The following is a 24,333-nucleotide window of genomic DNA, read 5'->3' as shown; positions in this document are numbered from 1 at the left end:
TCTCCGAACTCATCAGAAGTCTAGTGCGCGCCCCCGGCCGGGCCGGAGCAGCACGCGGTGGCGGGCCCGCCGCGCTCAGACGGTGACCAGCGTGCCGATGGACTCGCCCAGCAGGGCGCGGGTGACGTTGCCCTCCGGCTCCATTCCGAACACGCGCATGTCCATGCCGTTGTCCATGCACAGGCTGAACGCCGTCGAGTCGACCACCTTCAGGCCGCGCTGGAGAGCATCGATGTAGGTGATGCGATCGATGCGCGTCGCCGTGGGATCCTTCCGCGGATCCGCGGTGTAGACGCCGTCCACGCCGTTCTTGGCCACCAGGACCTCGACGGCACCGATCTCCAGGGCACGCTGGGCGGCAACCGTGTCGGTGGAGAAGTAGGGGAGCCCGGCTCCGGCGCCGAAGATGACGACCCGACCCTTCTCCATGTGGCGCTCGGCCCGGCGCGGGATGTACGGCTCGGCGACCTGGGTCATCGAGATCGCCGACTGCACGCGTGTCGCGGCTCCGGCCTGCTCCAGGAAGTCCTGCAATGCGAGGGCGTTCATCACCGTGCCGAGCATGCCCATGTAGTCCGCACGGCCGCGGTCCATTCCGCGCTGGCTGAGTTCGGCGCCGCGGAAGAAGTTCCCGCCGCCGACCACCACGGCGATCTCGACCCGGTCGACCGCGGCGGCGATCTCGCGGGCGATCTGGCTGACGATGTCGGGGTTGACCCCGAGCTGCCCTCCGCCGAACGCCTCCCCCGACAGCTTCAGCAGTACTCGACGGCGGTGGCTCGTCTCATCGATCACAGGTCATCCTCTCGTCCAACGCAGACTATCGAAGCGTGAGAAAGGGCCCGCATCGACGGCGGATCGATGCGGGCCCTTGCGGCGTCTCAGGCGCCGACCTTGAACCGGGCGAACCCGGTCAGGGTCAGGCCGGCGTCCTTCGCGACCTGGGCCACCGACTGCTTGTTGTCGCGGGCGTAGTCCTGGTCCAGGAGCGACACCTGCTTGAAGAAGGCGTTCACGCGCCCCTCGACGATCTTGGGCAGCGCCGCTTCGGGCTTGCCTTCGTTGCGGGAGATCTCCGTGACGATCTGACGCTCCTTCTCCACGTCCTCCTCGGGAACCTCGTCGCGTGAGAGGTACGAGGGGTTGGCGAAGGAGATGTGCTGGGCGAGGCTGCGGGCGGTTTCGGCGTCGTCCCCCGAGTAGGCCAGCACGACACCGACCTGCGGCGGCAGGTCCTTGTTGGTCTTGTGCAGGTAGACCTCGAAGTGCTCGCCGGCGAGGGTACGCACGCGACGCAGCTCGACCTTCTCGCCGATGATCGCGGCTTCGTCCGAGATCAGTTCGGCGACGGTCTGCGACCCGGCGGGAGCCGCCAGCGCCGCCTCGACGGAATCGGCCCCGGCGTTCGCGGCGGCCTCGACGACCTTGTCCGCGAGGGCGACGAAGCGGTCGTTCTTGGCGACGAAGTCGGTCTCGCAGGCGAGCTCGATCATGGTGACCTTGCCGGCCTCCTCGCGAGCAGCGATCAGGCCCTCGCTCGTCGAGCGATCGGCGCGCTTGGCGTTGCCCTTCGCGCCCTTCAGGCGCAGGATCTCGACGGCCTTCTCGACATCGCCGTCGGCCTCCTCGAGGGCCTTCTTGGTGTCGACCATTCCGGTGCCGAGCTGCTCGCGAAGAGCCTTGATGTCGGCGATGGTGAAGTTTGCCATGGGTGGCGGCTCCTTATGTGGCGGGTGCTGTCGTGTGCATGGGCGTCGGTCGGGGCGGGGCCTGCGAAGAGGCCCCGCCCCGACCGACGACGGCTTACTTCTCGGTGTTCTCCGCCTCGTCGGCCGTGGCCTCGGCGGCGTCGGCCTCGGAAGCGTCGGCGGTGGCGGCGTTCTCGGCGGCGACGGCCTGCTCGGCGGCGTCGGCACCGGCCTCGTCTGCTGCGGTCTCGGTCGCAGCGACCGAGACATCTGCATCACCCGTGACCGTGGTGCCCTGCTCGAGGAGCTCGCGCTCCCAGTCGGCGAGCGGCTCAGCGGCCTCGGCCTCGTCAGAGGGCTGGTGGCGCTGGATGAGGCCCTCCGCGGCGGCGTCGGCGATGATGCGTGTGAGCAGCGACACCGAACGGATGGCGTCGTCGTTGCCGGGGATCGGGTACTGGAACTCGTCCGGGTCGGCGTTCGTGTCGAGGATGCCGATGACCGGGATGCCGAGCTTCGTCGCCTCGTCGACGGCGAGGTGCTCGCGCTTGGCGTCGACGACCCAGATCGCCGACGGCGTCTTGGACATGTTGCGGATACCGCCGAGAGACTTGTGCAGCTTGTCGAGCTCGCGCTTCTTCAGCAGCAGTTCCTTCTTGGTGAAGCCGCTGGCTGCCGGGTCGTCGTAGTCCAGCTCTTCGAGCTCCTTCATTCGGGCGAGGCGCTTGGACACGGTCTGGAAGTTCGTCAGCAGACCACCGAGCCAGCGCTGGTTGACGTAGGGCTGGCCGACACGGGTCGCCTGCTCGGCGATGACCTCCTGGGCCTGCTTCTTGGTGCCGACGAAGAGGACCGTGCCGCCGTGGGCCACGGTCTCCTTGACGAACTCGTAGGCCTTGTCGATGTACGACAGCGACTGCTGGAGATCGATGATGTGGATGCCGCTGCGCTCGGTGAGGATGAAGCGCTTCACCTTCGGATTCCACCGGCGTGTCTGGTGTCCGAAGTGAACGCCGCTGTCGAGCAGCTGGCGGATGGTGACGACGGCCATGGCCGTTCTCCTTCTCTGGCGCGTCTGCGCCGTTTCGGTTTCGTCCCGGTCGATCGGACCGGTGTGCCTGGTACCCGACCGCCTTCCGCCCGCACGCGACGAAGCCGAGTGTGAGACCGTGGGAAGGATGCCGCGCGCTGCGGGACCGGAGTCGTCGCCTCGCGCTGAGGGCACGCGTAGTCACCCCGATGTCGGGGTGCAGGAGGAAGTCTATCAGCGTCGACGCGCCGGCGTCCTCTCCTCCCCACAGGTGGCGCTGCTCGGCGAAGTGCACAGATCCGGGATGACGCAGGCGAAGCGCCCGTGGGTGGGCGAGCCTGGGACTCATGTCACCGACTGTGTCGTCACCTCCGCGCTCTCCCCCGCCGTCCCCCCGCGGACGCATGCGGGTGGCCGTGGTCGTCGGGGTCGCACTGGCGGTCGCCGGCCTCGCTCCGGCCGATGCCGCGCTGCCGGGGGCGGATCCGGGCAACGTCGTGTCGATTCCGGACGCGGGGAGGTGGGAATGGCCACTGGACCCGTTCCGACTCGTCCATCCCTTCCTCGCCCCGGCGCACGAGTACGCCCCCGGTCACCGAGGCCTCGACATCGCCCCGATCGATTCGCCGTCGGATGCGCAGATCGTCGCGCCTACGGGCGGAGTCGTGGCCTTCCGTGGACAGGTGGCCGGACGCCCGGTCGTGACGATCGATCACGGGGAGGGACTCGTCTCGACGCTCGAACCCGCCGCCGGCCTCCTCGAGCCTGGGACGACCGTCGACCGCGGGGAGGTGGTAGCCACCCTCTCCCGGGGCGGCCACAGCGACCCCGGGACGCTCCACTTCGGTGTGCGCCGTGACGGCGTCTACATCAATCCGATGCTGCTGCTCGGCGGAATCCCCCGCGCCGTCCTCCTCCCCTGCTGCTGACGGCGCCGGCTCAGGCCCGCGGATGAGCGAGGCGGTACGAGGCGGTGAGACGCTCGTGCGAGACGTGGGTGTAGATCTGCGTGGTACCCAGGCTCTCGTGGCCGAGGATCTCCTGCACGCTCCGCAGATCCGCTCCGCCGTCCAGGAGATGGGTGGCGGCGCTGTGGCGCAGCGCATGGGGACCGACGGGTCTGCCCACGAGTGGAGCGACCGTCCGCGAGACGATGCCGTAGACGGTGCGCGGACCGAGCCGGGCCCCGCGAGCACCGAGGAAGAGTGCCGGCTGCTCCGCGTCTCGCTGCGTCTGCCGTGCCAGGACGACAGGTCGCGCGCGGACGATCCAGGCGTCGACCGCTCCCGCGGCCGGGGCGCCGAAGGGGACGACGCGCTCCTTGGACCCCTTGCCCCAGACCCGCACCGTACGTCGCTCCCGATCGAGGTGGTCGAGGTCGAGGCCGCAGAGCTCTGAGACCCGGATGCCCGCGCCGTACAGCATCTCGAGGATCGCGTGGTCGCGCAGGGCGAGCGGGTCACCCGTCTCGGCGGCCGCGGCACCGAGTTCGGCGAGCATCCGGTCGAGCGCATCGGCGGCGGCCACCGTGGGCAGCGAGCGCCCCCGTTTGGGCGTGACCAGACGGGCGGCGGGGTCCGCCGGCAGGTCATCGACGGACACCGCCCACGCGAACAGGCCGCGCGCCGATGCCGCTCGGCGCGCGAGAGTCGCCCGGGATGCGCCGTTCTGCTGGCTGAGCCAGAGCCATTCGCGCAGATCCTCGCGCGAGATCTCAGCGAGCTCGGCATCCTGGAGCACATCGGCGAGGTCGCGCAGGTCGGCCCGGTACGCGCGCACGGTCGCCGGAGAGAGTCGCCGGACGTCGCGCAGGTGCGCGAGGTAGCGCTCGATGACCGCGGACAGCCGCATCACCCCAGGATGCCCGAAACGCCCGCATCCCCCTGCTGGCGCGCGGCGCCGAGCTCATCTCGTCGCCGAAGCCACCCTGCGCCATCCGCGCGGACCGCGCTCCACTCCGCCCGTGAGCGCAAGGATGCCCAGCTCCGCCTCGACGTCGGCAGGCGCGAGACCGGACGACCGGGCGATGTGCACCAGGTCCCTCTCCGTCCGCACGCTGAGCGCGTCCAGGACACGCGTGGTCCGATCGGTGCGCCTGTCCTCCTCGATGGAGAGGAGCGCGCCGTCCTCCCATCCCAGGAGCTCCCGGACGTCAGCGGCGGACGTGATGCACCGCGCGTCGTACTCGCGCAGCAACCGGTGGCATCCCGCCGACGCCGTGCTGGTGATCGGCCCCGGCACCGCTCCGAGCGGCCGACCGAGGGCGGCGGCGTGGGCCGCCGTGTTCAACGACCCGCTTCGCCAGCCCGCTTCGACGACCACCGTGGCGTCTGCGATCGCTGCGATCAGTCGGTTTCGCTGCACTTAGGCGAGGTTGTGATCGACGCCCCAGAGGCGTAGAACCCCGTGGAAAGGGTCATGATCATGACTGACTGCGACATCTACTGCCGCGTAAGCATCGACAAGGACGGGCGCAGCCTGGCCGTCGAGCGGCAGGAGGAGGAGTGCCGCGAGCTTGCGCGCAGCCTGGAACTCACCGTTCGCAAGGTCTGGGTTGACAACGACATCAGCGCGACCACCGGCAAGACTCGCAAGGACTTCGAGGCGATGCTGAAGGCGAAGCCCAAGGCCATCGTGGTCTGGCATCAGGACAGGCTTGTCCGCAAGGGCACGGACCTGGAGCGGGTCATCGCGCTGAACGTCAACATCCACTCTGTCTCAGGCGGCATCTTGGATCTCGCAACACCCCAGGGCCGCATGATGGCGCGCACCGTCGCCGCCTTCTCACAGTACGAGGGCGAACAGAAGGCGTTGCGTCAGCTGTCGAAGAACAGACAGCTCGCCGCCACTGGCATGCCTGTGCCGGGGCGTCGCCGCTTCGGCTTCGAGCCGGGGAACATCACTGCCCGCCCGGAGGAGGCGAGGGCAGTTCAGAACCTTTTCCGGGACTTCCTGGACGGCTCCAGCATCCGCTCGCTGGCGAAGAATCTGGGATGGCGCACGCTCCGAGTTCGGGAGACTCTGGCGAATCCTGGCTACGCAGGGTGGGTGGTCTGGAATGGCGAACGCTTTGAAGCCCATGAGTCCGTCGCGCGCATCGTGGACCGCGATCTCTTCGAGGGGGTTCAAGCGATTCTGAGCGCTCCGGGTCGCCGCACCTCTCCAGGGGCCACCATCCGCCATCTGGCCTCTGGAATCGCCATCTGTGGCGTCTGTGACGGCAGGCTGTCCTACCGCAACTCGTATCTTTGCCTGCAGGACCTGAGTCACCCCACGATCAAGAAGGCGTACCTGGATGACACGATCCGGAAGGCCATTGTGGAAGCCCTCTTCTTCGCGCCTTCTGTCCAGACGCACGAGTCGCACACCGTCACCACCATCGACCGGCGCATGGCCGAGCTGGAGCTGGAGAAGGCCGAGCTGGTGAAGGCTGTCCGAAGCGTGGGCTACAAGGCCGTGCAGCACGAGCTGGACGCCGTAGCGAAGGAGTCAGAATCTCTCGCTCTCCAGCGAGCAGAGGTGCTGTCGCAGTCGGTCCAAGAGTCGGTGCTAGCTGACCTCCGTCAAAGAATCATCGACGCGCAGCACCGAGCGTCGATCCAGGCGGCAGTCGATCTGAAGAAGGCCCTTGCTCAGCGCTTCGATGAGCTGCCACTGGATCACCAGCGGGAGCTAGTTCGTGGGCACCTCATCATTAAGGTCCATCCTGGTCGCGGCACTGACCGCATCGACATCAAGCACCTGGTCGCCGTGGCTTTGAACGAGGAAGCCGCAGCGTGACCGCTCGATGCCCTGAGACTGGCCGGTCGTGCAACACCAGCTACAACGCGCTCAGGTGCCGCTGTAGCGCCTGCAAGGCCTGGAACAGCCAGCACAGCGCCAAGCAGCGGCGACGCCGTGGTGACCGCGTACAGGCCCGCCTGGTGGCTTCTACGCCCCGGTGCCCCATCTCGGGCAAGACGACGATGACGAGCTATCGGGAAGGGTGCCGGTGTGACACCTGCCGAACTAACCAGCGACGCCCGAAGCTGCCTCCGCTTGGTCCTCGCCGCACCGCAGCTCAGCGCACTGCGTTCCTGCGTCAGCTGATCGCAGACGGAGAAGCCGCGTTCCTCCAGGACCCGCTGTCCATGGAGCCGCTTCTGATCGACGTGTTCTCAGGCCGTCAGCTCGATCCCGTGGATGCTCCCGACATCTTCGCCTAGACGTGACGAGAGGGCTCCAGCGGAGTCATCACCGGAGCCCTCTCGAATGCTTCGACCTTGGCAGTATCAAGCGAGTTCAGTCTCTCATTTCATTAATGCCTGTGTCCATTCTAAGGGTGCTCAGAAGTAGACAAGAACTGTGCATTGTTACCACTAAGCAGGTATCTGTAACCGCTAAGCAGGGTGCTCACAAGTAGAGGATTTTGCCTATGCTCACAAGTATCCTCCGGATATCATTCCAGCCCTAGGGAAGAAGAACAGGCAGTCATCATGGAGCAGCCGTGTGCAGCTCATTAGTACCGACAAGTGCCTCACGAATGTATGCACAACTCGCGGTCACAATTCGTTGCCAATGTCGGGGACTTCATGTAATCTTCGAGTCACAACACAACAGGCCCTGAAACAGTGGGCTGAAGGTCAAGACGCACCAGCGCGTAGCTCCGCAGTCGCCTCCCGTACGAGAAATAACCCTCCGGGAGCTGAGATGCGTTGAGCAGGTCCCGTGGAGTCATCCGAACTCAACGCAGGACCTTGGCCACGATGTATCCGATCAAACTCTTTCCCTACCCGCAGCCCGGCTACTACCGCCGCACCGGCTCTCCCGAAGCCCGAGTGAAGAACCCTGAGCAGTTCTGGAATCACAGCACTCGCGTCATCCGGTGGATGGGCCGAAATGCTCTTCGTCAGCTTCGCCAGTTCGAGCTTCACGGGATGCCCTTCCCCTCTGAAGACGAACTCGCCGCGTGGATTTTGGAAGCCTGCGATCCCCACGCACAGAAGCATTTCGACGCCGACGACGTGGCCGAGAAGGTCACCAGTGCCGCACGCTGGGCGCTGACGGCTTATGACCCTGGCTTCTACACCCGAGCAGCCAAGGGCGGCTCCGCCTCCATCCAGATCACTGACGAGCAGCTGGTCTCCGTACAGGGCCTCTCGCACGCTGAAGCCGCACGAGCCTTGAACGTGTCGAAGAGCACCATCCGTCGTCGCCGTGAAGAGCGCGGCCAGCTCGACGCAGATCAGGTGTGGATCGACGCACGCCTGGCCGAAGAGGCACAGAAAGAAGATTCTGCGCCCGAGGACGATGCCGAGCCCACCGCCCCTGTCGAGGAGCAGATCGAGCGGGTCTTCGAGGAACTGGACCCGCAGTCCAAGCCGTGGTGGTCCGGAGGTGGGGACGCCCTCCGCGCTCAGCGTGAAGCCGAGGGTGCCGCCCGCCTGATGGCCGATCTCGATGACCTCCTGGAGGTGTGACGTGGACGAGTTCGCAGACTACGAAGAAGCTCTGACCACCGAAGAGACACTGAAGCGGATGATCTCCGATCTTGCCTTCAGCATTCACACGCCTGAGGCCATCGAGCTGGCTCTCCTCATCCACCTGATCGAGCTGGATGACCCGCGCATTCCTCGCCTCATGACCGCTGTGACGGGGGTCAAGCGATGACCGCCGCACTGGGCTCCAAGGCCCGCCTGGAATCTGCACTCGATGAGGCCATCCAGCTCCTGGAGGACTGGCACGCCACTGACCCGCTCGCACCGAGTGAGGAGGAGGAGGAGCAGTGAAGAAAAATATCCTGACTCTCGCTGTACCGCTAAGCCTCCTTGCCCTCCTCACCGGCTGTGGCTCTACACCGGCTGACCCGTACGACGCAGCCTTCACCGCCTGCGTGGAGCTGTACGAGGAGATCAGCCCCGATGGCATCACTCACGCAGAGACCGGCGAGCACTACGACTCCACCCGCTCCTGTGACAGCGCAGCAGCCGCACAGGGCCGTGAGCACTTCACCGAGCTGTTCCTGGATGCCCAGTGGCGGGAGACCTACCGCGAGGCCATGACGCAGACGGAGAAGATTCCGTGACCGCTAAGCATGCAACTCCGGAATGGCGACGTACTGCCCGCACCGTACGAGCGCAGACCCGACGTGCCCACGAGCGCGGCGAGGAACCAACGTGCTGGCGCTGTGGCCGTCCGCTGCCTGTGGATGCAGAAGGCCGACTCATCTTCGACGTGGGTCACAAAGACCCCAACGGTGGCGAGGGCATCGAGAACGCCGCCCCCGAGCACCGAGCACGCAGCCCCTTCTGCTTGGGCAACAGGTCGCACGGTGGCCGCATCGGAGCCGCCCTCACCAACTCCCGCCGATCCGCTAAGTCCACCTTCAAGCCCTTGCCCTGGGCCTAGCCCAATTCATGAATCGAGAACGAACATGACCACTCAAATCAAGTACACCGACCCCATCAGCTCCATCGAGATCACCATCACCGAGGAGTACGCCACCGCCGCACTCGACGCAGCTCAGCTTCTGGGCATCCCGCTCGACGTGTCCGAGAAGAAGGGCTGACCATGACCATCCCACCCGCAGCACGCGCAGTCATCGAGCAGCGCATCGAAGAGCTGGATGCCGACATCGCAGAAGCGGAGGCCGCAGTCCAGTCCGTGATCGCAGGACTCTCCGCCATCCACAAGGAACACAGCGCACGAGCAGCACAGCTTGAAGATCTCCAGGCTCAGCGTGCCGAGCTGGCCGCAGCACTGGAGCCCCAGCACCACCGACGAGCCTGACACCGAGGAGGCAGAGCAGTGAGTACCAACTACGTCGGGCACACCACCATCGCTGTCACTGCGCCTTCGTCGTGCGAATGTGGCAAGCCCCTCCACGTCGGCAGCCAGTGGATGCAGCAAGTCTCCGCAAAGTTGAAAGATCGTCAGCTTCTTTAAGAGCTGGCACAACAACCCCCGCCTTCGGCTCTACACGCATCTCTCTCTCCGATCTCGACACGAACGAACGCCATGGACCTTCCCGAAGCTGTTGCAGAACACCCGCTCCTCGCAGAGGACGCCTGGGTGGCGCTTCGTGATGACGGAATCGCACCGCTGGTCCAGTCCGAGCTGGTGACGACGGAGCAGTCCCGAGCAGAGTTCCTGGTGGGTGCGTGGCTCCTGGGTCTTCTCGACACGATTCAGCCGCAGATGCTCCGGGTCTCCGACGCTCTCACGGCAGGCAAGCTCATGAATGCCGTGATCATGCCGCGCCGGTCCAGCAAGACCACCTCGCTGTTCTGCGTGCTCCTAGGCCGGTGCTACCTGCGCCCGGTGCACCTGGCTGGATTCACGCTCCTGACAACACAGAAGAAGACCGCAGAGCGCTACCGGCTCGACATGTACGGGCCGATCTCGCGGCGTTGGCCAGACTCCACCGAGCGGGCAGCGTTCGCCAAGGGTGCCCCGGTGAAGCTGGTGAAGTCCAACGGTGGTGAGCGCGTGGAGTTCTCCAACGGCTCCGTGCTGTCGGTGCTGTCCCCTGAGGGTGACGCGGTGCGTTCGGGTGCCTACGACACCCTCCTCCTGGATGAGAGCGGCGAGGCATCGCTGACGCTCTGGGAAGACGTGATCGGCGCTGTCATCCCCTCCTTCGACACGCGCCCCGAGGGCCAGCTCATCCTGGCCGGAACCGCTGGTGACTATCGTGGCGGGTCTGAATTCTGGAACACGCTCAACGATCCCGAGGCCGGGGTGATCCGCTACACCCTTCCCGACGAGATCGACCCCGAGGAGCTGGTGGCGTGGGAGCCTGACGAAGAGCACCCGCTGGCGCATGCCGGTGAGTTGATCCAGCAGATGCACCCCGGCCTCTATGGGCTGACGACGCTCGACCGGATCGCCAACTCCTTCAAGCGACTGGGCGTGAAGAAGTTCACTCGTGAGTACTTCGGTCTGTTCGGTGCCGAGGGCTCCAACGTGTCCATCATCAGCATGCCCAAGTGGACCTCCTCCACGCTGCCGCTCGACGCCGCAGGCCGTGTCGCTCCCACGCGTTTCTCCTTCGTTACCGTCGTCAATCCCACAGCCACCTACGCCGCTGTGGGCGTCGCATGGATCGGCAGGGACAAGAGGGTCCATGTCGGTCTCATTCATCATCAGGCGGGCGTCACAGGCTTCGGAAAGAAGGTCCTGACCCTGAGTCGGAAGTGGAAGAAGATCATCACCTGGGACGGTGGTTCCAACGCCACCGCCGTCGAGATCAATCAGCTTCGTGAGTCACGCCCTAAGCCCACTGAGCGGGTGCTGGTGACCCGTGACATCGGCAAGGCGGCAGTGCACTTCACCAACCTGATCAATCAAGATCGTCTCCGTCACCACGATCAGCCCGAGCTGACCAACGCCGTCGAGATCGCCACCAAGCGCGCCATCGGACAGTTCGGGGCCTGGGGCTTTGGTGGACCGAAGGGCAAAGAGGATTACGACATCGTGGGGCTGGAGGCCGTCGCGCTTGCCGCCTATGCGCTCGATCAGGAGAAGGCACCACGCAGCATCGGTGACGCCATCACCTTCGGCTGACGAAACGCCGCACTGACCTGGTAATACCTGACCGTTCGGTCTGTTAAGATATGCACAAGTCCCGGCATAAGCCGGTGAGAGGCCTGACCTCCGACTAACTCGAATCATCGAGGGAATCGGGCGTTGGGCCTTTTCGACTTTCTGACTGGTGGCATCCGGCTGGCGCAGGGTAGCGGCAGCACTCCGATGCTGGCTTCTCCGTACTCCGGAGACCACCTCGCCCAGGCCATCGTTGGTGACTACTTCGGTCAGCTCCCTGGCGAACTGATCGACCGCGCCACTGCCCGCCGTGTGCCCGAGGTGCGCCGCGCTCTGGGCGCTCACCAGTCTTTGATCACTCAGCTCCGATTCGAAAAGTACGTCGTCGGGTCCCCCGCTCTCCGCGCCGAGATCCAGCCCTTCTGGGTCAGCTCCTCCGCGTACACCGGCATGTCTCGCTGGCTGGCCATGAAGCAGCTTGTGGAAGAGCTGTTCTTCGAAGGCTTCGCTGTCCTCGGGTGCTGGCTGGATACCGAGGGCCTGGTCTACGACTGGATCACCATTCCCCGGTCGATGTGGTCTGTCGATACCGAATCCCAGTCCATCGTCATTGACGAAAAAATTCCTGCGCAGTGGCGAATGCGCGCTGTCGTCGTGCCGCTCGGAAACGCCGGGGTCATGACCGATGGCATCGACTCCATCCGTCAGGCCCGGAAGATCGAGCTGGCCCGCCAGTCCCGCCTGGATGCGCCCCCTGCCGCCACGGAGCTGCACGTCACTGATCAGGCCTACGACAGCATGACCCGCGACGAGCAGCTGGAGCTGATCGAGAACTACAAGGCGGGGCGCAACAAGACCTCTGTCTCGGTGACGCCGAGCTACATCGAGGTGAAGGAGCGCGGCACCAGCGGTCAGCTCGACCTCTTCGAGACCGCCAAGAACTCCGTCCGTATCGACCTCGCCATGCACACGGGCGTGCCGCTGCACTTCGTGGGTGCCTCCAAGGAGGGCGGCACGGGCGGCGACGTGCAGTACCAGAACGCCAACGGCGAGACCTCCGAGCTGTGGACCTTCGGCAGCTCTGAGTACGCCTACGCCATCGCCGCCGCGCTCTCTGCCGACGCCGTGGTCGGTGAGGGCGCAGAGGTCCGTGCCGACGCTTCCGCCTTCGCTATCCCCGCTCCCCTGGCCATCGATGCAGAAGCCGGGGATGCACCCGGCAACGGAGGACCCCAGACATGACCACTGACATCACGACCGAGGTGGGGCTGTTCTCCCGCGTGGAGGACACCCGCACCGTGCGCGGTCTGCTTCTGCCCTTCGGAGAGCTGAGCCGCCCGAGCCTGTCGAAGACCGAGCCGGTGATGTTCTCCGCCGAGTCCGTGACACTCCCCCGCGACCCCTCAGCCGTCACCCTCAACGATGAGCACGACCGCTTCAACCCCATCGGTCGAGCCACCTCGCTGGAGGTCACCGACGCGGGCGTGGTCGCAGAGTTCTCCATCTTCAACACCGACGAGGGCGACGCCTACCTCGCCAACCCATCGAAGCGGAAGCTCTCCGCCGAGCTGGGCTCCCTGGTCCGCAACGGAGCCAATGCCGTCCGCTCCCGCCTGACGGGCGCAGCGGTCTGCACCGAAGGCGCATTCGAGTCCGCTGCCCTCTTCTCGCTGGCACCCGGCGAGACCATCACCAGCCACGACGAGCACCGCTTCACCGACGAGAACGGCGTGACGTGGCAGCGCGTCGAGGACAGCACCACCACCGCCATCGAGGACGGCACCGAGACCGTCACGACCGTCGTCGTCACCGAGACCACCGACTCCGCGCCCGCGGACGAGGAAACCCCAAAGGACTCCGAGGAGGAGACCATGACCGCATCCGCCGCGGGCCAGACCCCCGCACCTCTCGTGGTTCCCGCCACGACTTCCGCGAAGACCGAGGACGTGGACCTCAACGCTGTCTTCTCGACCATGGCCGCTGTCAAGGCGGGCGTCCAGGTCGAGGACAACGAGAAGGCCCTCTTCGCTCTCGCTGACATCAAGACGACCGGCGCTGGCGCTCTGCCTGTCGCGGGCGTCATTCAGCCCAACTGGGTGGGCAAGCTGTGGCAGGGCAAGGAGTACGTGCGCAAGTACCTGCCCCTGAACAACCACACGTTCGGTCCTATCGACCTGGGTGGCCGCGCGGGCTTCCGCCTGGAGGGCACCGACGCTCTGGTCCAGAAGCGCACGGGTGAGAAGGTCGAGCTTCCCACCGGCTCCGCCACCACTGCCCGCCGTGAGTCCACCCGTGACAGCTTCGGCTACGCCGCTGACGTGGCCGCTGAGTGGCAGTACCTCTCCGGTGGTGCCGAGGTCATGGAGTCCTTCTGGAAGGGCGTGGCCAACAGCTACGCCAAGGTCACCGACATGGAGGCCCTGGCCACCATGTTCCGTGTCGCTTCCCGTGACACGGGCGCGGCGCTCTCGCGTCGTGTCGCACCGCAGACCCTGCCCGCTGGCATCCCGGCCAACTCGCAGTACGCGGCGGGCATCGTCATGCTCATCCAGGCCATCGAGGCCATCTCCGACGCCGACGACGACCCGGCATGGGCCATCGTCAACCCGGTCCTGTGGCAGCAGCTTCTGTTCACGCCCAAGGACCTCCTGCCGGAGTTCGTCTCGCTGGGCGTCACCGCAGGCACCGGACAGGCCAACGTCGAGAACGGCAAGGTCCAGGTGCGCAAGGCTCCTCAGTCGGTCTTCGCCGGCCTGTCGGCCACCGCTCCCCAGGTCTTCGCTGGCTCCAAGAACGCCATCGAATTCCGTGAGCTGGGCACCACGCCCATCCAGATCGACGCTCTCAACGTCGCCAAGTTCGGCGTTGACCGGGCCACGGTCGGCTTCCTGGAGACCTTCGTGGTTCGCCCTGAGGCCACCATCCTGGTCGGCACTGTCTGAGCGCCGGGGGCGAAGGCAATGACCAACTGGTACTCCGTCACCACGTCCGGGGAGACAGACCGTCTCCTCGCGGCGTGGCCTGACGCGCCAGTGGACAACGAAGAGACGTGCGGGCTGATCCTCAGCACGGCTCGGGAACAGATCGTTGCCTACGCCCCCGTCACCGCCTTCGACGTGATCACTACCTACCCGGCAGACAAGCCCGACTTCACCAAGCCCGCTGACCGGCTGGTGTACGCCCAGCTCCTCCAGGCACAGCGCCTGTGGAACGCAGGCCGCGCTGACGAGAACGGCAACGTCGGCACCGAGGGCTTCAGCTTCACGCCGCGCCCTCTCGACAAGACCGTTCGTCAGATCATCCGTCCGACAGGCGGTGTCCCCAATGTCTTTTGAGTTCGCCACCGTCAGCCAGGATCTGGCCACCTACCTGACCGAGAACGTGCCCGAGCAGTGGCAGGTGCTGGACGCCGAGAAGTTCAACGGCACGCCGAGCCGAACCATCTTGACGTACAGCCAGGGCAACGTCACCACCTCCGTCGATGGCCAGACGATGCCGCGCCACGCGCTAGGCGTCGAGTTCCTTCTGGGACTGTCGGTCCCCGGCACCGATGCCGCCAAGACGCTGCCCAAGCTCAACGCCGAATTGCCCCACCTCATCGAGGTCCTGGACACCCACCCCCAGCTCCTGTGGACCACCGCCGAGCGCGGACGCACAGGAGCTGGGGAATCCTTCTACGCCCTCACCGTCGTGGCCATCACGACCCTCACCATCCAGGAGTAAGCCATGCCACTCATCGCCAACGCCGCGTACTTCGGTACTACCGGCAAGCTCGAAATCGGAACGGACGAGTACACCACTTCGGTGACATCGTGCGCTCTCGTGCCGAACACCCCGAAGGCTCAGGTGACCGACATCGGCGGCGGTGTCGTCTCCTTCGTCGGCTCCGCCATGTGGGCTGCACAGATCACCTTCAAGCAGGACTGGGCCACCACGAACTCGCTGTCTCAGCAGCTCATCGCGTGGCACGGCACCTCCAAGGTCTTCAAGTACACCCCTGCAGCCGGTGGCAAGGTCGTGACCTTCACCGCCATCTGCGAAGCAGCCCAGGTCGGTGGCGGCAACAACACCGTGCACGAGGCTTCCGTCACTCTCCAGATCGTCGGTCAGCCGACCTTTGCCGCGAGCTGATCATGGCCAGGGGCGCAGGTTCCATCTCGCTCCTGATCGACAGCCCACTCCAGACGCTGGCGCGTTCTCTCCGGGCTGTTGGTCCGGAGACCCGCAAGCAGATCAACGCTGCCACCAAGAGCGCAGCCAACCCGATCTGGAAGCAGGAGACCGCAGGCCGAGCGCTGACGAAGATGCAGCAGGAGGGCCTGGTCTCGACGGCCAGCGTCGGGGTGAGCAGCCGGAACGTCACGCTCCGAGCTGGTGGTCTCACCTTTAAGGGTGGCCGCTCTGCCGACCGCATCACCGGAGCCCTGGAGTTCGGTGGCGGCGCAGGCAAGGTCATCCGGGTCCGCAGCCGCAAGGGCAAGCAGTACACCCGCCGTCTGGGTCCTGCCTTCGGTCCCCAGTACCGCAACGGTCGAGTGGCCTACCCCGCCGCCCGCGACTCCATCCCACGCTTTGCATCGCTGTGGGTCCAGACGGCACGACGCACTATTCACGGGCAGATCGAGAAGGGGGTCTGACATGGCACGCAGTGGAGCCATCGAGATTCCCATCGCCGTCGATACGGGTGGCGTGGAGAAGAGCATCCAGAACGGTCTGATCGATCCCGTCGAGGACGCTCACGAGGCCTTCGAGAAGCTGGGCGAGACCGATGCCGGTCGTGACCTGGAACGCCAGATCGAGCGCGCACAGGACGCCACCGAGGAGCTGGACGACGAACTCGACACCACCCGGAAGAGTCTCGACAAGCTGGGCTGGGCAGCGAAGGACGCAGGCGACGACGCCAAGAAGGGCTTCGAGCGAGCCGCTGACGGAGCCAAGGAGATCGGCACCGAAGCCGAGTCCACCGCCAAGGAGGCCGCTGCATCCTTCACCGGGTCCGCCGAGGACATCGGGGACGCCTTCCAGGAGCTGGCCGCAAACGCCTTTGCAGGCTTTGGCCCTGCCGGTGCTGTCGCTGGTATCGCCGCCGCTGCCGGTCTCGGAATGCTCCTGGAGCGCTGGCGTCAGGATGCCGAAGAGATGGAGGAGATCACCGCCTCCATGTACGACGACATGCTCGAAAGCGGCAACCGCTACCTGTCTGCCGACTTCATCCAGAAGGGCATCGGGCAGATCACGGGCGACGTGGACAAGTACAACCAAGCCCTTCAGATCTCGAAGGACCTGAACGTCGATGTCTCGGACGTGATCCGCGCCATGGCCGGTGACCAGACCGCCGTGAACTCGATCATCGATGAGACCAACGACAAGCGCCAAGAAGAGATCGACGCCATCAAGGAGTCTGGAGACTCGCTCGAAAACCAGTCGATCAAGATCGACGGCGTTGAGACCAAGTACGCGGAGCTGACGGACACCTTCTACAACCTGGCTGACGCCGAGGACAGCGCAGCCACCCGCGCCACCGCAGCCCACGACGCCACCACCGCCTTCCTCATGGACGCCATCCGCGACGCGGGCACGGCCACGGAAGAAGTCGATGAGTTCGGCAACCGGCTCTACACCCTGCCGACCGGCCAGAAGGTCCTCATTGACGCCGAGACCGGCCAGGCGACGACGGACATCTCCAACTTCAAGGGCGATCTGGACGGCAACGTACCGACCGTCAAGACCACGACCATCAAGGTCAACGTGGACGATTCCGCCTGGCGTCGGTGGGAGCCCAACCCCAAGACCGGACGTGTCAACGCCCGCGTGAATCAGGTGGTGTGACATGGCCCACACGATCACAGCCAACAACGGCGGCGGCATGACGGAGCCGCTGAACGTCATCGACTATTCCGCCGAGCTTGCCTCCCGCAACGTCACCTACGACCTTCTGGACGGCTCCCTGGGCACGGTCTACGTCCCTCCTCGCCCCCGCTCGGGGACGCTCCGCCTGGTGTACCAGAACCGCGCAGCAGCACACGCCGCTGTAGCGCTCCACAAGCAGCCCGCCTCCTTCACCTACATCTCCTCTGAGCTGGCCGAGGTGTCGATGACCTACGCCCTGGAAGGGTCCGTACGCCTCATCCAGGACGCCACGGTGGGCCTGTGGTACGTCGAGGTGGGATTCCAGGAGGTCACCAGTGGCCTTTGAACGTAACCCCCGCGCCTCCGCCACCATCGGCGGTGACCAACTCCCTGTCTCGGACGGTGAGGCAGAGCTGAACATCAACGCAGCTCCGTACGGTCTCGCCCGCGTCAGCGTTCCTCTCACCGACGTTGAGCTGGTCGAAGGCATCGACCCCTACGAAGGTCAGCGCCTCCAGATCTCCGCCAGCTCGCAGGGCACATGGAGTATGCAACCCGGTGGCTATACCCCCTGGGTCACGCAGCGCACGAACCTTTTCCGGACCCCTCGCGGGACCACCAACAGCTCCGTGCACTGGGGCACCGCCAACGGCACGCTGAGTACGCGCACCGACATGACGGGCGCGCCCCACAACACCGCCCTTCGCTGGACCCGCAGCGCCACGGGTGCAGCACGACTGTCCTTCCGCGTCGGCACAATTATGCCCAGCGCCGGGGAGCAGATCCGCGTGCAGATGGTCCTGCGCGCCTCTGTGGCCCTCACCGGCCTCACCCTATTCGCTCGGGCCACCGACAATCTTTCGACCGGCCAGACCACGCTGGGCACGTTCGACGTTGCCGCAGGCGTGAACACCATCGACATCAGCGGCACCACCTTCACCGCCGCCACGACCAGCAGCAGCGGCGTGAGCATCACCCTTCCCTCGGGACAGGGTGCCGTGGGCGCGACCATGGATGTGACGGCCATCATCATCGAGCTGGCACCGGGCGGGGCCTACTTCTCCGGGGCAACCACCGACGCCACACTGACCCGCTACGAGTGGACGGGCACCGCCGACGCCTCCACCTCGATCCTGCAGACACGTGAGGCCCTGTCGCCTGTTCCCGTGTGGAATCCCTCCGACACGCGCACCTTCGATCTGGCCATCACCAGCCGAGAGGTCAGCCACGACGGGCGAGAGATCACCGTCGAAGCCGCCACCGACGAATCTATTCTCCAGAACTACGCACAGACCACGCAGGACATCGGAGCCTTCGCCCACCAGTCGAGCCTGCGCGCGGTGTGCAATTTCGTCCTGAACAAGGTGATCTCCGGCGCAGCTCTCCAGCCCGGAACGCTCGACGCTAACGTGACGACCTACACCGACGCCACCAATCTCTTCAAGGACCCGCGCTTCACGCGCACCCCTGGCGGTGGTTACAGCCAGGAACGTATCCAGACGATGGTGGACAACGACTTCCCCAACCCGGTAGACGGCGTCGAGCACTACGGGGTACACCTCCACACGCCGACTAGCGCTGACAGCTTCATCGGTCTCAACGGCGCTACGGGGACGATGGCGGAAGGACTCCAGGCGGGGAAGACCTATACCGTCAGCGCGGAAGGCTCCGTCCGTATGGCGATCACTGGTGAGGCACCCGCCGAGCCGGACGCCGTAAAGCCTGGACTGCATGGACGGGCGCGCGCCATCGTCATCCACGCTCGGGTAGGCACGGGCGCTTATCAGGTCTGGCATTCCGCCCAGGTCCCCAACGTGGTTCAGTCCGGCCCGAACAACGGGACCCAGGGTACTCGCGTGAGTGTGACATTCACGGTGCCGGTAGGGGCAACGGAGGCGTTCATCCGCTTCTATCACGGCGGCACCGGGGGCACGATCACCTGGGGCAAGTTCCAGTTGGTCGAGCATGACCCCCGCCCCGGCGTGGACAACACCGCATACTTCTGGGGCTCCAAACCAGATACGTCGGAATACCTGTACGAGTGGACCGGCACCGCCGATGTGTCTACGTCTCGCCGCGTGGCCCTGATCGACCGTGCGCCCGAGCTGTTGACGTGGGACCCGGCTGAAACGGCATGGGACTTCCTAGTACCCATCGTTGGCTCCGCGGGCTTCCGTCTCTTCTGCGACGAGCAGCGCCGCTGGTGGCTCATCGACCCCGCAGAGTTCGCGCTGCCCGGTCGCTTCGTCGCGCAGCCGTCTAACACCATCAACGGCACCGACACCATCGCCACCAACTCCGGCCTGTACGCCACCGGGGTCATCGTCCGGTACACCTGGCGCGACTTCAACGGCGACGAGCAGACCAAGGACGACACGGCGGGCACAGGCCCCTATGTGGACCTCCTGGAGCTGAAGCGGCCCTACCCCGGCCCAGGGCTCGCAGCAGCGCGCCTGCGCACCCTCCAGACCCGTGGACGCACACAGGCCGTCACGACCGGCATGGACTACACGATCACGCCCGGTCAGGAAGTGGCCATCAACCTGCCGGGAACGTACGCGCAGATCGGGCAGCTCTCCAGCGTCCGCTGGCAGCTCACTGACGGCATTCAGCAGATCGAATCCGCAAACCTCCAGGAGACCCCGCCTGGAGCCATCGACCTCTTGTCGGGCACCATCGACGCCCTGCCCGGCACCATCGACTCCCTCACGTAAGGAAATGCATCATGGCCATTGGAGACACCGCAGCAGCAGCTGGCCTGCCCCTGGTATCGGGCACGGTCCAGGCCAACACCATCGACACCATCGAGAACCAGACGCGCGACATGGTGGGCCAGATCATGCTGAACAACCCCAAGAAGATCACCGTCTCCCCTACCGCGCCCGCGTCCCCCAACGTCGGTGATGTCTGGATCAAGCAGGTATGACCCATGGCCTACTCAGAAGGACAGCTCAACGGCGGTGCCGACTACCGCGTCGGCATCGACGTGTGGTACTCCGGCGTCCAGGACTGGGATGCCAACACCTCGCGCTTCGACTGGCGTGTGGTGCTCCAGCGCGGCTCTGACGGCTTCGCATGGTCAGGGTCCACGCAGTACTGGAGCGCATCCATCGGCGGCGTGAACTACAACGGCACGTTCACCCTGAATCAGAACGAAGCCACCACCGCCACGCGCGTCGTCGGCGCTGGGTCCACCTGGCACGGGCACGACTCCGAGGGCTACCGCCCAGGCTTCCCGTCGAACGCCTACATCGACACCAACCACGGAAACGTCGGTGACGGTGGCTCTGGGGACGCCTGGGTGGATGCTCCCCGCATTCCGAAGACCCCTGCCGCCCCGCACACGGTCTACGTCGATCTGTCCACGATCCGCCCCTCCAGCTTCGGCGTCCGCTACACCCGAGGCGACAACCGAGGCGCAGGCATCGACTACGACCATGTGCAGTGGGCAACCGACTCTGGCTTCACCAACGTCGTCTGGAACGACACCCCGCCCAACGGCAACCCCAACGGCTACTCCAACCCCTCTGGCGTCTCCCCCGCCGTGAAGCTCCGCCCCGGCACGATCCACTACGTTCGTGCCCGGTCGCACAACACCCGTGGATGGTCTCCGTGGTCCTCCACAGTCAACGCTCGCACCCTCTCCGGGGCCTACGTATGGAACGGCACCGAGTGGCGTCCCTGCGAGGTCCTGGTCTGGTCTGGCACCGCCTGGGTGACCGGCGAGGTATCGAGCTACACCGGCACCGAATGGAAGCAGGCATCGTGAACCGCACCGTAATGTTCGTCACCTTCTCGACCCTGGCGGCGCTGGGCATCATCGGGACGGCCCTGATTCTTCTTCTCCGCCCAGACGCCACTGCCACCTTCACCGCGCTTCTGGTCCAGGTGCTCGGGCTGGTGACCGTTGCCGCTGCCACCTTCTACGGGCTGGGCAAGGCCAACGAGAAGCTGGAGAAGGTGGAGCGCCAGACCAACGGCACCCTGTCTGAACTCCGTGCGGAGAACGACCGGCTCACCCGCGAGAACATCGAGCTGGCCAAGAAGCTCCCACCCGAGGACCACGACGGGCGCAGCGGCGTCTAGAACCTGTCCGAGAAGGTGTCGTCAAAGACGCCGAGCTTGCGACGCACGGTCTCCAGGGTGGTCACCATCCCGTCATGCACGACGAGCTTCTGACCGTCATCGGTCGCCGCTCTCTCTTCCAGGAACCGCACCAGCTCCAGGGTGGCGTCGCGCGTCTTCGCTTCAGCGCGGGCCGTGCGCATGGTCCAGACCAAGGACACCACCGCAAGCACCGTGGCAGAAAGCCCGCCCACGGCGGCGACGTAGTTGGGCACGACCGCGCCCCAGAAATCCATCTGCATAGGAGTGACCCTAGCTTTCCGCCAACTGGCTCTCGGAGTGGATCTCATCGCACAACCGGCACCACCAACCACGAGGGTCGCCGTCGCTCAGGACCGTTCCGCATCGAGGACAGGTCAGTGGCTCAGGCAGATCATGCACAGTCATAACTTGACAAATCTCTGGAGGAAGCGGAATTTCGTCGGGGCCGCTCCGCACGGCGTCTCGCTGATGACCGCGCCCGACGCCGCGATCCGATCGATCAGGGCGGTGTGACCGGCCGGGTAGGCGCGGTCGGCGCCTCCGGCGAGGAAGGCCAGGGTGAGACCGCCGACGGCGAGTGCCGCTCGATGGACCGCTCCGTCGATGCCGTACGCGGCGCCCGAGACGACGCTCACCCCCGCGCCGGCGAGCTCGGCGGCGAGGTCTGCGGCGACGTGCTCGCCGTAGGACGTCGCCGCCCGTGCACCGACAAGTGCCACCGCACCGGCGGCCGGTCGCAGCAGCGCTGCGTCGCCGCGCACCCAGAGGCACACGGGGCGATGCGGTCCGAGGTCGTCGAGAGCCGTCGGCCAGGACGCATCGCCGGGGAGGATCAGCTGCACCTCGGCGCGGGCGGCGGCGGCACACGCCTCTGCGACGCCGTCCGGCCGCCACCGCGGCATCCACCGCTGCCTGCCGCGGTCGACGTCGGCGGCGAGCGGCGCGGGCGCGGGATATCCCCCGACCGCGATCTCCAGTGCAGGGGCGGCCCCGACCTCCTCGATGAGGCACCCCGCGGCCCCGTCACCGGGCTCGGTGAGCAGACTCCACGCGACCCGCGCCCACGTCTGGACGGCGTCGCCATCGGAGAGGTCGGCGCACCGGACGCCGTGGAGCTCAGCCCGCGCGACGGCGGAGGAAACCGGTATCGCCCTCATGCGGCCACACCCTTCTTCAAGAACAGGGCACGACCGATGTCTTCGACACTCAGTTGCGGGCGACCGCCGAGGTCGGCCAGCGACCAGGCCACGCGGAGGACGCGATCATAACCGCGCAGCGTCAGCGCACCGCGGTGGAGCGCAGCATCCAATGGCCGACGGGTGATCGGCGGGGGTGCGGTGGGCCCCTGCCGGAGCCAGGCGCCCGACACGTCGGCATTGGTGCGCCAGGGGGTGTCGCGGAGGCGGTGGGCCGCGCGCGCCCGCGCTTCCCGCACCTGGGCGTGCGCGACCGCGGTCGTGGTGCCCCCGGAATCGCCGAGACCGGGCGCCACCGAGACGCGACGCAAGGACAGTTCGATGTCGATCCGGTCCAGGAGCGGACCGGACAGGCGACCGAGATACCGCCGAATGGCGATCGGCGGGCAGACGCACGCTCCTCCCGGCACCGCGTACTGTCCGCACGGGCAGGGATTGGTCGCCGCCACGAGCTGGAAGCGTGCGGGGAAGTCCGCCACCGCGCCGGCACGGTGGATCGTGATCCGGCCGCTCTCCAGCGGCTGTCGGAGCGCATCCAGGGCGTGGGCGGGGAACTCCCCGGCCTCGTCGAGGAACAGGATCCCGGTCGCCGCCCGGGCGATCGCACCCGGCCGGATGACCCGCGATCCTCCGCCGACGAGCGCAGCGACGCTCGCACTGTGGTGAGGGGCTTCGAACGGCGGCGTCCGACGAAGCACCGAGACGGCCTCTCCGGCGAGCGACCGCACCGAGGCCGCGAGGAGCGCTGCCTCCTCGTCCAGGGGCGGGAGGATTCCGGGGAGCCGGCGCGCGAGCATGGTCTTCCCGGCTCCCGGGGGACCGCTCATGAGAAGGTGATGTCCACCCGCGGCGGCGACGATGAGAGCCTCGACCGCTTCTCGCTGTCCCACGACGTCCGCCAGTTCGAGGTCGTCCGCCGTCTCCTCCCCCGGCCGCTCCGCCGTCACCGCGGCCTGCTCGGGAACGGCGACCGCACCGCCGTGGAAGGCCACCACCTCGGCGAGGTTGACGGCGCCGAGAACATCTATGCCGGTCACAAGCTCCGCCTCCTCGCGATTGGCGTGGGGCACCACCGCGCGGCGGATACCCTTCCGCGCGGCTGCGAGCACCGCGGGAAGCACCCCCGGCACGGGGCGGAGCCTTCCGTCGAGTCCGAGCTCGCCGATGTGGACCGTGGCGTCCAGGGATTCGCGTCCGAGCGGCAGCTCGGTACCGATGGCCGCGACCGCGATGGCGACGTCGAACCCCGAGCCGTTCTTCGGCAGGCTCGCAGGCGACAGGTTGACGGTGAGCTTCCGACGAGGCAGCGTCAGTCCGTTGTTCGCGCAGGCGTTGTGCACCCGCTGGACGGCCTCTCCGAGCGACTTGTCCGGCAGGCCGATGATCCGGAAGTCCGGAGTCTGCTGAGACAGATCGGCCTCGACCTCGACGAGGGCTCCGTCCAATCCCGTCAGGGCGACCGCCCGGGTGCGGACGACGGTCATCGCAGATCCCGCAGGTGCTCGATCGTCGCCGTGCGAGGGTCGGGTCCGAGCACCGACACGGCGTCGAGCCTCAGCTGCCGCCCCTGCGCGTGGTCGGGGTGCGCGGCGATCCACGCCATACCCAGGCGCCACAGACGCAGGCGTTTGCGCGCGTCCACCGCTTCGAGGGGGTGGCCGAAGCCTTCGCCGCGGCGGGTCTTGACCTCGACGATGACGAGGTCTCCCCCGTCCTCGGCCACGACATCGATCTCACCCGCGGCGCATCGCCAGTTCCGGGCGACGATCCGCCATCCTCGCTCCTGAAGATACGCCGCCGCGCGCTCCTCGCCGGCCCTGCCGACGTCATCCTTCACTGCCATGAGGCGATCGTGGCGGGTCCCCCCGCCGCGCGGCGGCCGCATCGTGGCATCCGTGCACAGAACCTACGCGAGGCCCGCTGTGCAGGAGAGAACGAC

Annotated in this window: 30 protein-coding genes; 21 read left to right on the top strand and 9 right to left on the bottom strand. The window is 66.4% G+C overall.

The features are described from left to right. Nucleotides 1-75: 75 nt before the first annotated feature. The 3 genes from pyrH to rpsB all read right to left on the bottom strand — a co-directional run bounded on the left by pyrH (nt 76) and on the right by rpsB (nt 2,739). The gene (gene pyrH / locus T9R20_RS08560; protein WP_322408874.1) at nt 76-795 is read right to left on the bottom strand and encodes a UMP kinase; all 720 of its coding nucleotides are present in this window, start codon (nt 793-795) and stop codon (nt 76-78) included. Nucleotides 796-881: 86 nt separating this feature from the next. Further along, on the bottom strand, nt 882-1,709 hold the full coding sequence (gene tsf / locus T9R20_RS08555) for a translation elongation factor Ts (RefSeq protein ID WP_322412091.1): 828 nt from the start codon (nt 1,707-1,709) through the stop codon (nt 882-884). Nucleotides 1,710-1,803: 94 nt separating this feature from the next. Beyond that, a complete protein-coding gene (gene rpsB, locus T9R20_RS08550) occupies nt 1,804-2,739 on the bottom strand; it encodes a 30S ribosomal protein S2 (RefSeq protein WP_322412090.1) in 936 nt (311 codons plus the stop codon). 383 nt (nt 2,740-3,122) lie between these two features. On the opposite strand from rpsB, the gene T9R20_RS08545 reads away from it, so the two are divergent. Further along, nucleotides 3,123-3,647, top strand: coding sequence for a M23 family metallopeptidase (locus tag T9R20_RS08545; protein WP_322412089.1), 525 nt, complete (start codon nt 3,123-3,125; stop codon nt 3,645-3,647). A 10-nt stretch (nt 3,648-3,657) separates the two neighbouring features. On the opposite strand, the gene T9R20_RS08540 is transcribed toward T9R20_RS08545, so the two are convergent. Together T9R20_RS08540 and T9R20_RS08535 are read right to left on the bottom strand one after the other, a co-directional pair. After that, nucleotides 3,658-4,569 carry a tyrosine recombinase XerC gene (locus T9R20_RS08540; RefSeq protein ID WP_322412088.1) on the bottom strand — a complete coding sequence of 304 codons (912 nt, stop codon included), beginning with the start codon at nt 4,567-4,569 and terminating at the stop codon, nt 3,658-3,660. Between the two features lie 54 nt (nt 4,570-4,623). After that, the gene (locus T9R20_RS08535) at nt 4,624-5,082 is read right to left on the bottom strand and encodes a DNA-processing protein DprA (RefSeq protein ID WP_322412087.1); all 459 of its coding nucleotides are present in this window, start codon (nt 5,080-5,082) and stop codon (nt 4,624-4,626) included. A gap of 60 nt (nt 5,083-5,142) precedes the next feature. Here T9R20_RS08535 and T9R20_RS08530 point away from each other — a divergent pair, with 60 nt between their 5' ends. The 20 genes from T9R20_RS08530 to T9R20_RS08435 all read left to right on the top strand — a co-directional run bounded on the left by T9R20_RS08530 (nt 5,143) and on the right by T9R20_RS08435 (nt 21,177). Then, complete coding sequence (locus tag T9R20_RS08530) at nt 5,143-6,498, top strand: recombinase family protein (RefSeq protein WP_322412086.1); 1,356 nt, start codon at nt 5,143-5,145, stop codon at nt 6,496-6,498. Nucleotides 6,499-7,454: 956 nt separating this feature from the next. Continuing rightward, a complete protein-coding gene (locus T9R20_RS08525; RefSeq protein WP_322412085.1) occupies nt 7,455-8,177 on the top strand; it encodes a hypothetical protein in 723 nt (240 codons plus the stop codon). Nucleotide 8,178: 1 nt separating this feature from the next. Next, nucleotides 8,179-8,367, top strand: a complete 189-nt coding sequence (locus T9R20_RS08520) for a hypothetical protein (RefSeq protein WP_322412084.1) — start codon at nt 8,179-8,181, stop codon at nt 8,365-8,367. After that, the gene (locus T9R20_RS08515; protein ID WP_322412083.1) at nt 8,364-8,486 is read left to right on the top strand and encodes a hypothetical protein; all 123 of its coding nucleotides are present in this window, start codon (nt 8,364-8,366) and stop codon (nt 8,484-8,486) included. Before T9R20_RS08520 ends, T9R20_RS08515 begins: the two co-directional genes overlap by 4 nt. Beyond that, a complete protein-coding gene (locus T9R20_RS08510) occupies nt 8,483-8,782 on the top strand; it encodes a hypothetical protein (protein ID WP_322412082.1) in 300 nt (99 codons plus the stop codon). Before T9R20_RS08515 ends, T9R20_RS08510 begins: the two co-directional genes overlap by 4 nt. A 348-nt stretch (nt 8,783-9,130) precedes the next feature. Next, nucleotides 9,131-9,265, top strand: coding sequence for a hypothetical protein (locus tag T9R20_RS08505; protein WP_322412081.1), 135 nt, complete (start codon nt 9,131-9,133; stop codon nt 9,263-9,265). Nucleotides 9,266-9,267: 2 nt separating this feature from the next. Further along, nucleotides 9,268-9,486 carry a hypothetical protein gene (locus T9R20_RS08500; protein WP_322412080.1) on the top strand — a complete coding sequence of 73 codons (219 nt, stop codon included), beginning with the start codon at nt 9,268-9,270 and terminating at the stop codon, nt 9,484-9,486. 228 nt (nt 9,487-9,714) lie between these two features. After that, entirely contained in the window at nt 9,715-11,262 is a 1,548-nt protein-coding gene (locus T9R20_RS08495; RefSeq protein ID WP_322412079.1) for a hypothetical protein, read from the top strand. 186 nt (nt 11,263-11,448) lie between these two features. Further along, nucleotides 11,449-12,483: a hypothetical protein gene (locus T9R20_RS08490; RefSeq protein WP_322412078.1), complete on the top strand. Its 1,035-nt coding sequence runs from the start codon at nt 11,449-11,451 to the stop codon at nt 12,481-12,483. Continuing rightward, the gene (locus T9R20_RS08485; RefSeq protein WP_322412077.1) at nt 12,480-14,183 is read left to right on the top strand and encodes a hypothetical protein; all 1,704 of its coding nucleotides are present in this window, start codon (nt 12,480-12,482) and stop codon (nt 14,181-14,183) included. The genes T9R20_RS08490 and T9R20_RS08485 overlap by 4 nt, the downstream gene beginning before the upstream one ends. 18 nt (nt 14,184-14,201) lie before the next feature. After that, nucleotides 14,202-14,576 (top strand): hypothetical protein, encoded by a 375-nt coding sequence (locus T9R20_RS08480; protein ID WP_322412076.1) that lies wholly within the window; start codon nt 14,202-14,204, stop codon nt 14,574-14,576. Continuing rightward, on the top strand, nt 14,566-14,964 hold the full coding sequence (locus tag T9R20_RS08475; RefSeq protein ID WP_322412075.1) for a hypothetical protein: 399 nt from the start codon (nt 14,566-14,568) through the stop codon (nt 14,962-14,964). Before T9R20_RS08480 ends, T9R20_RS08475 begins: the two co-directional genes overlap by 11 nt. Nucleotides 14,965-14,967: 3 nt before the next feature. Beyond that, nucleotides 14,968-15,372 carry a hypothetical protein gene (locus T9R20_RS08470; RefSeq protein WP_322412074.1) on the top strand — a complete coding sequence of 135 codons (405 nt, stop codon included), beginning with the start codon at nt 14,968-14,970 and terminating at the stop codon, nt 15,370-15,372. Nucleotides 15,373-15,374: 2 nt separating this feature from the next. Further along, a complete protein-coding gene (locus tag T9R20_RS08465) occupies nt 15,375-15,878 on the top strand; it encodes a hypothetical protein (protein ID WP_322412073.1) in 504 nt (167 codons plus the stop codon). Nucleotide 15,879: 1 nt separating this feature from the next. Continuing rightward, a complete protein-coding gene (locus tag T9R20_RS08460; RefSeq protein ID WP_322412072.1) occupies nt 15,880-17,070 on the top strand; it encodes a hypothetical protein in 1,191 nt (396 codons plus the stop codon). A gap of 1 nt (nt 17,071) precedes the next feature. After that, entirely contained in the window at nt 17,072-17,437 is a 366-nt protein-coding gene (locus T9R20_RS08455) for a hypothetical protein (RefSeq protein ID WP_322412071.1), read from the top strand. Beyond that, the gene (locus T9R20_RS08450) at nt 17,427-19,805 is read left to right on the top strand and encodes a hypothetical protein (RefSeq protein WP_322412070.1); all 2,379 of its coding nucleotides are present in this window, start codon (nt 17,427-17,429) and stop codon (nt 19,803-19,805) included. Before T9R20_RS08455 ends, T9R20_RS08450 begins: the two co-directional genes overlap by 11 nt. An 11-nt stretch (nt 19,806-19,816) precedes the next feature. Next, complete coding sequence (locus tag T9R20_RS08445; RefSeq protein ID WP_322412069.1) at nt 19,817-20,017, top strand: hypothetical protein; 201 nt, start codon at nt 19,817-19,819, stop codon at nt 20,015-20,017. Between the two features lie 3 nt (nt 20,018-20,020). Then, nucleotides 20,021-20,860, top strand: coding sequence for a hypothetical protein (locus tag T9R20_RS08440; RefSeq protein WP_322412068.1), 840 nt, complete (start codon nt 20,021-20,023; stop codon nt 20,858-20,860). Further along, entirely contained in the window at nt 20,857-21,177 is a 321-nt protein-coding gene (locus T9R20_RS08435) for a hypothetical protein (protein ID WP_322412067.1), read from the top strand. Before T9R20_RS08440 ends, T9R20_RS08435 begins: the two co-directional genes overlap by 4 nt. On the opposite strand, the gene T9R20_RS08430 is transcribed toward T9R20_RS08435, so the two are convergent. The 4 genes from T9R20_RS08430 to T9R20_RS08415 all read right to left on the bottom strand — a co-directional run bounded on the left by T9R20_RS08430 (nt 21,174) and on the right by T9R20_RS08415 (nt 24,237). Further along, nucleotides 21,174-21,458 carry a hypothetical protein gene (locus tag T9R20_RS08430; protein ID WP_322412066.1) on the bottom strand — a complete coding sequence of 95 codons (285 nt, stop codon included), beginning with the start codon at nt 21,456-21,458 and terminating at the stop codon, nt 21,174-21,176. The genes T9R20_RS08435 and T9R20_RS08430 overlap by 4 nt on opposite strands. 141 nt (nt 21,459-21,599) lie before the next feature. Continuing rightward, the gene (locus T9R20_RS08425) at nt 21,600-22,355 is read right to left on the bottom strand and encodes a DNA-processing protein DprA (protein WP_322412065.1); all 756 of its coding nucleotides are present in this window, start codon (nt 22,353-22,355) and stop codon (nt 21,600-21,602) included. Further along, on the bottom strand, nt 22,352-23,878 hold the full coding sequence (locus T9R20_RS08420; RefSeq protein WP_322412064.1) for a YifB family Mg chelatase-like AAA ATPase: 1,527 nt from the start codon (nt 23,876-23,878) through the stop codon (nt 22,352-22,354). The genes T9R20_RS08425 and T9R20_RS08420 overlap by 4 nt, the downstream gene beginning before the upstream one ends. Next, a complete protein-coding gene (locus T9R20_RS08415; protein WP_322412063.1) occupies nt 23,875-24,237 on the bottom strand; it encodes a YraN family protein in 363 nt (120 codons plus the stop codon). The genes T9R20_RS08420 and T9R20_RS08415 overlap by 4 nt, the downstream gene beginning before the upstream one ends. Nucleotides 24,238-24,333 lie beyond the last annotated feature (96 nt).

The organism is Microbacterium invictum (genome assembly GCF_034421375.1).
GTDB lineage: Bacteria > Actinomycetota > Actinomycetes > Actinomycetales > Microbacteriaceae > Microbacterium > Microbacterium invictum_A.
This window is presented reverse-complemented; position numbering and strand designations above follow the sequence as displayed.

Excerpts from the sequence above, each read along its gene's own strand:
- tsf (WP_322412091.1), bottom strand. The coding sequence starts at position 1,709 with ATGGCAAACTTCACCATCGCCGACATCAAGGCTCTTCGCGAGCAGCTC.
- rpsB (WP_322412090.1), bottom strand. The coding sequence starts at position 2,739 with ATGGCCGTCGTCACCATCCGCCAGCTGCTCGACAGCGGCGTTCACTTC.
- T9R20_RS08545 (WP_322412089.1), top strand. The coding sequence starts at position 3,123 with ATGCGGGTGGCCGTGGTCGTCGGGGTCGCACTGGCGGTCGCCGGCCTC.
- T9R20_RS08540 (WP_322412088.1), bottom strand. The coding sequence starts at position 4,569 with ATGCGGCTGTCCGCGGTCATCGAGCGCTACCTCGCGCACCTGCGCGAC.
- T9R20_RS08530 (WP_322412086.1), top strand. The coding sequence starts at position 5,143 with ATGACTGACTGCGACATCTACTGCCGCGTAAGCATCGACAAGGACGGG.
- T9R20_RS08515 (WP_322412083.1), top strand. The coding sequence starts at position 8,364 with ATGACCGCCGCACTGGGCTCCAAGGCCCGCCTGGAATCTGCACTCGAT.
- T9R20_RS08505 (WP_322412081.1), top strand. The coding sequence starts at position 9,131 with ATGACCACTCAAATCAAGTACACCGACCCCATCAGCTCCATCGAGATC.
- T9R20_RS08500 (WP_322412080.1), top strand. The coding sequence starts at position 9,268 with ATGACCATCCCACCCGCAGCACGCGCAGTCATCGAGCAGCGCATCGAA.
- T9R20_RS08495 (WP_322412079.1), top strand. The coding sequence starts at position 9,715 with ATGGACCTTCCCGAAGCTGTTGCAGAACACCCGCTCCTCGCAGAGGAC.
- T9R20_RS08490 (WP_322412078.1), top strand. The coding sequence starts at position 11,449 with ATGCTGGCTTCTCCGTACTCCGGAGACCACCTCGCCCAGGCCATCGTT.
- T9R20_RS08485 (WP_322412077.1), top strand. The coding sequence starts at position 12,480 with ATGACCACTGACATCACGACCGAGGTGGGGCTGTTCTCCCGCGTGGAG.
- T9R20_RS08480 (WP_322412076.1), top strand. The coding sequence starts at position 14,202 with ATGACCAACTGGTACTCCGTCACCACGTCCGGGGAGACAGACCGTCTC.
- T9R20_RS08475 (WP_322412075.1), top strand. The coding sequence starts at position 14,566 with ATGTCTTTTGAGTTCGCCACCGTCAGCCAGGATCTGGCCACCTACCTG.
- T9R20_RS08470 (WP_322412074.1), top strand. The coding sequence starts at position 14,968 with ATGCCACTCATCGCCAACGCCGCGTACTTCGGTACTACCGGCAAGCTC.
- T9R20_RS08465 (WP_322412073.1), top strand. The coding sequence starts at position 15,375 with ATGGCCAGGGGCGCAGGTTCCATCTCGCTCCTGATCGACAGCCCACTC.
- T9R20_RS08460 (WP_322412072.1), top strand. The coding sequence starts at position 15,880 with ATGGCACGCAGTGGAGCCATCGAGATTCCCATCGCCGTCGATACGGGT.
- T9R20_RS08455 (WP_322412071.1), top strand. The coding sequence starts at position 17,072 with ATGGCCCACACGATCACAGCCAACAACGGCGGCGGCATGACGGAGCCG.
- T9R20_RS08445 (WP_322412069.1), top strand. The coding sequence starts at position 19,817 with ATGGCCATTGGAGACACCGCAGCAGCAGCTGGCCTGCCCCTGGTATCG.
- T9R20_RS08440 (WP_322412068.1), top strand. The coding sequence starts at position 20,021 with ATGGCCTACTCAGAAGGACAGCTCAACGGCGGTGCCGACTACCGCGTC.
- T9R20_RS08430 (WP_322412066.1), bottom strand. The coding sequence starts at position 21,458 with ATGCAGATGGATTTCTGGGGCGCGGTCGTGCCCAACTACGTCGCCGCC.
- T9R20_RS08425 (WP_322412065.1), bottom strand. The coding sequence starts at position 22,355 with ATGAGGGCGATACCGGTTTCCTCCGCCGTCGCGCGGGCTGAGCTCCAC.
- T9R20_RS08420 (WP_322412064.1), bottom strand. The coding sequence starts at position 23,878 with ATGACCGTCGTCCGCACCCGGGCGGTCGCCCTGACGGGATTGGACGGA.
- T9R20_RS08415 (WP_322412063.1), bottom strand. The coding sequence starts at position 24,237 with ATGGCAGTGAAGGATGACGTCGGCAGGGCCGGCGAGGAGCGCGCGGCG.